This window comes from Caballeronia sp. (genome assembly GCF_049581465.1).
GTDB lineage: Bacteria > Pseudomonadota > Gammaproteobacteria > Burkholderiales > Burkholderiaceae > Caballeronia.
On the sequence record NZ_JBAUSA010000665.1, the window covers coordinates 1 to 7,093 of the forward strand.

At 59.2% G+C, this 7,093-nt stretch carries 7 protein-coding genes; 1 reads left to right on the forward strand and 6 read right to left on the reverse strand.

Going from position 1 to position 7,093, the window contains the following annotated elements:
- Positions 1-135: 135 nt before the first annotated feature.
- Entirely contained in the window at positions 136-561 is a 426-nt protein-coding gene (gene ndk / locus WCA53_RS16380; RefSeq protein ID WP_423912444.1) for a nucleoside-diphosphate kinase, read from the reverse strand.
- 415 nt (positions 562-976) lie between these two features.
- Between ndk and WCA53_RS16385 the strand changes: the two genes are divergently transcribed.
- Positions 977-1,675 carry a Bax inhibitor-1/YccA family protein gene (locus WCA53_RS16385; protein ID WP_423912447.1) on the forward strand — a complete coding sequence of 233 codons (699 nt, stop codon included), beginning with the start codon at positions 977-979 and terminating at the stop codon, positions 1,673-1,675.
- A gap of 149 nt (positions 1,676-1,824) precedes the next feature.
- Here WCA53_RS16385 and rlmD read toward each other — a convergent pair whose 3' ends face one another.
- The 5 genes from rlmD to WCA53_RS16410 all read right to left on the reverse strand — a co-directional run bounded on the left by rlmD (position 1,825) and on the right by WCA53_RS16410 (position 7,087).
- Positions 1,825-3,186, reverse strand: coding sequence for a 23S rRNA (uracil(1939)-C(5))-methyltransferase RlmD (rlmD, locus tag WCA53_RS16390; protein WP_423912461.1), 1,362 nt, complete (start codon positions 3,184-3,186; stop codon positions 1,825-1,827).
- 129 nt (positions 3,187-3,315) lie between these two features.
- Complete coding sequence (locus WCA53_RS16395) at positions 3,316-4,092, reverse strand: 3'-5' exonuclease (protein WP_423912450.1); 777 nt, start codon at positions 4,090-4,092, stop codon at positions 3,316-3,318.
- Positions 4,093-4,122: 30 nt separating this feature from the next.
- Positions 4,123-5,217 (reverse strand): RNA polymerase sigma factor RpoS, encoded by a 1,095-nt coding sequence (gene rpoS, locus WCA53_RS16400; RefSeq protein ID WP_423912454.1) that lies wholly within the window; start codon positions 5,215-5,217, stop codon positions 4,123-4,125.
- An 11-nt stretch (positions 5,218-5,228) separates the two neighbouring features.
- Positions 5,229-6,179, reverse strand: coding sequence for a peptidoglycan DD-metalloendopeptidase family protein (locus tag WCA53_RS16405; RefSeq protein ID WP_423912458.1), 951 nt, complete (start codon positions 6,177-6,179; stop codon positions 5,229-5,231).
- 5 nt (positions 6,180-6,184) lie between these two features.
- Positions 6,185-7,087: a protein-L-isoaspartate(D-aspartate) O-methyltransferase gene (locus WCA53_RS16410; RefSeq protein ID WP_423912464.1), complete on the reverse strand. Its 903-nt coding sequence runs from the start codon at positions 7,085-7,087 to the stop codon at positions 6,185-6,187.
- Positions 7,088-7,093: the final 6 nt, after the last annotated feature.

The window sequence follows — 7,093 nt, forward strand, 5'->3', positions numbered from 1 at the left end:
AGCCCCGCGGCATCGAGGTCGAGAAGGTTGACGGTTGCTGCTGTCATGTCGAATCCTGCCATTTCCTTGCTGAGCGATTCCCGGACTCTACTCCAGGTATTTCGCGCCAATTCCTGCGAGAAATCTACTCCCGAATCAACGTGAATAAACGTTCACTTCGGGAAAGAAAAATGCGACTTCCTGACCAGCCGTTTCCGGAGCGTCAGAGCCATGAACTGCATTCGCGTCGATGCTGTCAGCGAAATCAGCGCGGATCGTGCCCTTTTCTGCTTTCTTCGGGTCCGTTGCGCCCATCAGGTCACGGTGCTTCAGGATTGCATTTTCGCCTTCCAGCGCCTGGATCATCACCGGGCCCGAGATCATGAAATCAACCAGGTCCTTGAAGAACGGACGCGCAGCGTGCACTGCATAAAACTTTTCCGCGTCAGCGCGCGACAGGTGAACCATGCGAGCCGCGATGACTTTCAGGCCTGCATTCTCAAAACGACTGTAGATCTGGCCGATCACATTCTTTGCTACTGCATCCGGTTTGATAATCGACAGGGTGCGCTCGATCGCCATGAAAAACTCCCAAAAAATGAACGGGTTACGAATTTAAATGAATCGACAATTGTAGCACGAAGCATTGTATGATTGCGATTGAAACCTTACGATATCGTAAGCATCTAATCTTGAATCCAACTACTGCGTCCAACTTCGAAATGCGCGGTAATTTTAGCGGTTGCCGAGCCGCCAGCAGCGCGGTTGATTTCCGTGCAACATGGGCGCATATCCCATGCTGAAAGCGGGCGCGAGCCGAAGTGTAGAATACGGTTGAACCGAGGTGCGAGCGTCGAAAAAAGGCCCCAAGCATCGGCGGTAGTGAGCTTTCATCGCAGGTCATTTTTACTGAGACGGCGAAAACGATTTTTCGGCAAAATCAAGCCGGTGTTGTTCCAACCAATTGGCGTTACATCAGTTCAGGCAAGGAGAAATCATGAACGAATCCCCTTACGGTTTTGGTCGCAGTGGCAGCGTAACATCGTCCGAAACCCGGAATCGCGTACTACGGAATACTTACTGGTTGCTCGCGCTATCCATGGTGCCGACGGTTTTGGGCGCCTACGTCGGTGTCGCGACCGGGTTCTCATTGTTCGCGGCGTCAAGCCCGGCCATGAGCATCATCGCTTTCATGGCGATCGCGTTTGGCTTCATGTTCGCCATCGAGCGTACGAAGAACAGCAGTATTGGCGTGGTCGTGCTGCTCGGCTTCACGTTTTTCATGGGCTTGATGCTCTCGCGTCTGCTTAGCTTTATCCTCGGCTTTTCGAACGGCACGCAGTTGATCATGATGGCGTTTGGCGGTACGGGCGTGATTTTCGCGACCATGGCCACAATCGCGACTGTCAGCAAGCGTGACTTCTCGGGCCTCGGCAAATGGTTGTTCATGGGCGTACTGGTGTTGATCCTGGCCGCTCTTGCGAACGCATTCCTGCACTTGCCGGCGTTGATGCTGACGGTGTCGGTGCTCGCAATCTTCATCTTCTCAGCCTATATGCTGTTCGATGTCCAGCGCGTTGTGAATGGCGGTGAAACGAACTACATCAGTGCAACGCTTGCGATTTACCTGGACTTGTACAACGTATTCACGAGTCTCCTGACGCTGCTCGGCATCTTCGGCGGAAACCGGAACTGAACAGCCAGAGTAGTTGCTTGAAAAAAACCGGCCTCCAAGCAGGCCGGTTTTTTACGCGCGCGAAATGCTTGGCTACTGCGGCTTGGCTGCCGCGCGAAAGGACAATCCGGCTGTTCCGGCGACCCGCCTCGCCTTACAGGCCCGTTCTGTTATTCGCGCTCGAATAGCGCTATCGATTCGACGTGCGAAGTGTGCGGAAACATGTTCACCACGCCCGCCCCTTTTAGCCGGTAGCCTGCCTGATGGACAAGCACGCTGGCGTCGCGGGCAAGCGTGGCGGGATTGCACGACACGTACACAATGCGGTTCGGCAAGCCGCCCTCGCCGCTTTGGGCAATTTCCGCCAGCGCCTTCGATACAGCCAGCGCACCGTCGCGCGGCGGATCGATGAGAAATTTGTCGAACGGACCCAACGCGCGCAGATCGTCGGCGGTGACTTCATACAAGTTGCGGCATGCAAATGATGTACGGGTCTCGACCCCATTCGCCTTGGCATTTTCGAGCGCACGCGCGGTGAGACCTTCACTGCCTTCGATCCCCACGACCTCGCGCGCAACCCGCGCCAGCGGCAAGGTGAAATTGCCGATACCGCAAAACAGATCCAGCACCCGATCCGTGCGTTCTGGCGCCAGCAGCCTGAGCGCCCGGCTAACGAGTACGCGGTTGATCGGATGATTGACCTGAGTGAAATCGGTCGGTTTGAACGGCATGCGAATGTTGAATTCCGGCAGCGTATACGCCAGTTCGGGGCCGAGCGGATAAAACACATAGGCGGTTTCCGGCCCTTTCGGCTGTAGCCAGAATTGAACGGCGTACGTGTCGGCGAAAGTTCGCAGCAGTGCTTCGTCTGCTGGCGTAAGCGGCGCAAGAATGCGCAACACGAGCGCGGTGATATCTGCGCCAACGGCCACTTCGATCTGTGGAAGGCGGTCTCGAATCGATACGTCCCGCACCAGCCGGCGAAGCGGCATCAGCAGCGCCGACACGTGTGGCGGGAGCACCTCGCACGTCTCCATATCGGCAACGAAATCGCTCTTCTTCTCGTGAAACCCGACCAGCGCACCGCCCTTTCCCGCAATCAGGCGCGCGGATAAGCGCGCTCGGTAGCGATAGCCCCACGAAGGCCCTTGAATCGGCCGATAAATCGTTTCGGCGCGCAACTTGCCCAAGTGCTGGAGGTTGTCTTCGAGCACGCGTTGCTTGACAGCGATCTGCGCGCGAACGTCGAGATGCTGCATGGTGCAGCCGCCACAGGTGCCGAAATACTGGCATTTCGGACGCGTACGCATCACGCTTTCACGCAGCACCTTCACAAGCAGCGCTTGCTCGAATGCCGCCTTTCTTCTGTAGGTCGCGTACGACACCCTTTCGCCCGGTAGCGCGCCCTCCACGAAAATGACCTTCCCCGGCTGTCCGTCGTCGGTCTCGGTCCGGCCGACGCCTTGCGCGTCCATATCGAGCGCGCCAATTTCTATTTCCGGTGCAATGGCAAAAGGGTCCAGCGGCACGATTCGGGCTGGCGGACTTCTGCGACGATTTGAGCGTTTACGGTCGTGAGACACCTGCGCACTTCCTGACTGACATGGCGAAGGCGAGATTGTAGACGAACGGGAATACGCGACCGGCGACCGATGGGCGCCCTAGCTGTCGAACGCAGCCAGATATTCTGCCCAGTGCGGTGCGGATTCGAGTGCCAGCGCACTTTTAACCAGACTAATCTCGTCGGCGTATTCCTCGGGCGAGAAACCGCCGCGCATCAACTGGAAACGGCAATACATCAGGTACGTATTGACGACGTCGGTCTCGCAATAATTGCGGATCTCTTCAATGCGCCCTTCCGCATAAGCCTGCCAGACCTTGCCGCCGTCCATGCCGAGCTTTCCCGGAAAACCGCATAGTTTGGCTAGCGCATCCAGCGGCGCGTTTGCGCGAGCCTGGTACATCGCGAGCACGTCCATCAGGTCGGTGTGGCGCGCGTGATATCGGCTGATGTAGTTGTTGTAGCGAAACTCGCGGTCATCGTTGCCGAGATCCCAGTATCGCGAGGCGGTCACACCGTGGACCAGCGCACGATAGTGGAGCACCGGCAAGTCAAAACCGCCGCCATTCCACGACACAAGTTGCGGCGTGTATTTCTCGATCACGCGGAAAAACGACTGGATCAACGACGCTTCCGAGTCAGCGGTCGTCCCGAGTGAGCGGACCCGAAAACCGGTGTTGTCGCGGAAGACGCAGGAAATAGCGGCGATTCGCTGAAGGTGATGCGGCAGGAAATCGTTGCCCACACGCTCACGACGGGCCGCGAACGCGTGTTCGGCAACTTCGATGTCGCTGAGCGCCGCGGGGAGGTTTTCGAGACGGCGAATACCGTCGACATCGGGAATAGTCTCGATGTCGAATACGAGAATGGGAGTCATTGCTTCCTGGAAAACGACGTCACGGGACGTTCACAACACGGCGTCTTTTCGAACCCCGTTCGACGCAAAGAAGCGCTTGAGCCGCACGAGCGCCTCTTGCTGGATCTGACGCACGCGTTCGCGCGTGAGGCCCATTTCGTCGGCGAGTTCTTCGAGCGTGGCTGGTTCAATATGATTGAGCCCAAAGCGGCGCTCAATGACGTGGCGATGTTTGTCGGAGAGACGCGACAGCCACAGCTTTGTCAGCGTTTCGAGTTCACGATGCTGGACTTCAGAATCCGGAGACTGGCTTGCGTCGTCGGACAGGAGGTCGAGCAAGCTGCTCGCCGGATCGAGATCGAGCGGCGCGTCGAGTGACGCAGTGTGTTCGTTGAGCGCGAGAATATCGGTGACTTCTTCCGGCGTCTTGCCGGTGAGATGCGCGATGTCGTCAATACTCGCGTCGCGCCGGTCAGGCGCCACCGCAGCCGTGGAATTCGCCGAACTTTTCTCCAGATGGCGCTTCGCGCGCAGCACCTGGTTCAGTTCGCGAATGACATGCACCGGCAGGCGCACCGTGCGCGCCTGGTTCATGATCGCACGCTCGATGCTTTGCCTGATCCACCAGGTGGCATAAGTCGAGAAGCGGAATCCGCGTGTAGGATCGAATTTTTCGATGGCGTGCATCAAGCCGAGATTGCCCTCCTCGATCAAGTCGAGCAGCGGCACACCGCGATTCAGATAACCCTTGGCAATACTGACCACGAGCCGCAGATTGCGCTCGATCATCACCTGACGCGCCTCAAATTCACCGGCCTTGGCGAGGCGCGAGTATCGCTGCTCTTCCTCGACGGTCAACAGCGGCTTCACGCTGATGCGGTTCAGGTAATGCTGGATCGTGTCGGCCGTGAGTTCGGCCTGCAAGATGGACTTGAAGTCGTCGACGTCCGCCACGGAATCGTTTGCGCCTTCGCTGGCGTCTTTCCCGCTCGCGCCCGGTTCGTCGTCTGCATCGGCTTCTGCTTCGACCGTTTCGGCCTCCACTTCTTCCTCGTGACTCGAAGCGCCGTCTTCCACCGGTTCTTGCGTGGGTTGGCTGATCGTCTCAGTCTCGGCTGGCGGCTGGCGGCGCTTCGATTTAGGCATGATGGTTCCGCTTATTGCGGCGGCAAATACTTCAGAGGGTCGACAGGCTTGCCCTGCCGGCGCACTTCGAAATGCAACATCACGCGGTCCGAATCGCTGCTCCCCATCTCGGCGATCTTCTGCCCTTTTGTCACCGCGTCACCTTCTTTTACCATCAAACCGCTGTTATGTGCGTACGCCGTCAGAAAAGTTGCGTCGTGCTTGATGATCACCAGATTGCCGTATCCGCGCAGGCCGTTGCCAGAGTAGACGACCCGCCCATCCGCCGATGCATTTACCGGATCTCCGCTCGCGCCGCCAATATTGAGTCCCTTGTTCTTGGCTTCGTCGAACGTGCCTAGAATCGGTCCGCGCGCCGGCCAGATAAACGCGGGCTGCGCCGCCGGCGCCTCCGCATTGCCGCTGTCTACACCCGCGACCGGTGGTTGCGTCGTTGGCGCTCCCGGCAACGTTCCCATTCCCGACGATGTTCCGTACGACGGCGCCGTCTGCAAGCTGTTCGCGCCAGAAGGCGCGGCGTAAGCATTGTTCAGCGGCTGACTTTGCACGCCGCCGCCGATGATGACTGGCGCAGTCGACACGCCCGGCGTTGCGGCGGCGAGATTGGCCCCCGGCGGCGCCACGCGCAGCAACTGGTCGACTTCAATCTGGTTCGGGTCCGTTATGTTGTTCCACGCCGCGATATCGCGATAGTTCTGGCCGTTTTCCAGCGCGATTCTATACAGCGTATCGTGCGGTTTCACTCGGTAGTAGCCCGGCGGTGGCGGACCCGGCGGCAACGCAGTCCCTTCCTGCGCTGCCTGCGTGCCCACGGCCGACCCAGACCGGTCAACGACCGGCGCCTGGTCCATCCGCGTCGCGCAGGCAGCCAACACGGACAACATCACGGCGCAGATACCGCGCTGAACGACCGTCAAGCCAGGGTTTGCACTTATTTCTCGCTTACCACGCAACATACTCATCGGTGTCAAATCACTCCGGATTTCAAAGGTACAAAAAATACGCGATCAAGCCGGGATTCGCGCCATTGAGTGGCCGAAACGCGCTCGACGAGCGTCAGTATTTGCGCTTGCGCTTCCTGCGATCCAACCGGTGCTACCAGTCTTCCGCCCACAACCAGTTGATCGAGCAGCGCCTGCGGCACATCGAGACCCGCGCACGCTATCACGATGGCATCGAACGGTGCGACAGCAGGAAGCCCGAGTCGGCCATCGCCGTAGTGAAGGCGGATATTGGGCACGCGCAACGGCCGCAAGTTCAGTTTGGCGCGCTCAGATAATGGCCGGATACGTTCGATGGAATACACATCGGTTGCGACCTGCGACAGCACGGCTGCCTGATAACCGCATCCTGTGCCGATTTCCAGCACATTCTTGAGCGTGCGGCCGGCCGCCACCAGTTCGATCATCCGTGCCACCACGGATGGCTTCGAGATGGTTTGATGATGGCCGATCGGCAACGCCGCGTCCTCGTAAGCTTGCGCCGCCAGGCCCGGATCGACGAACAGGTGGCGCGGCACGGCCAACATGGCCGCCAGCACACGCGCGTCCGTGATGCCATTCGTGCGCAACCGTTCGACCATTCGTTCGCGAACCCGTTCCGACGTTAGCGCGTGCGTGCTTGCCTGCACTAGGATTGCCGGCGTTTTTCGCGCCGCGTCCGGAGCAGGACGCGGTTGCGCCGTTGACTGCGGCTTCGGCTTGGGCAATGCGTGAAGGTGTTCGCCATGGCGGGTCGCCGAGCGCAGCGCGCCAGGCAGATGGCGCGCTGCGACCGTCGATGGTTTCGACGCGCCCGTAGCCGCCGTAGTGCTCGCCCGAGCCGGTGGTTTCGCCTTCCCGGCCGCGCCCAGCTTCGGGCCTGAGTGGATGACGGC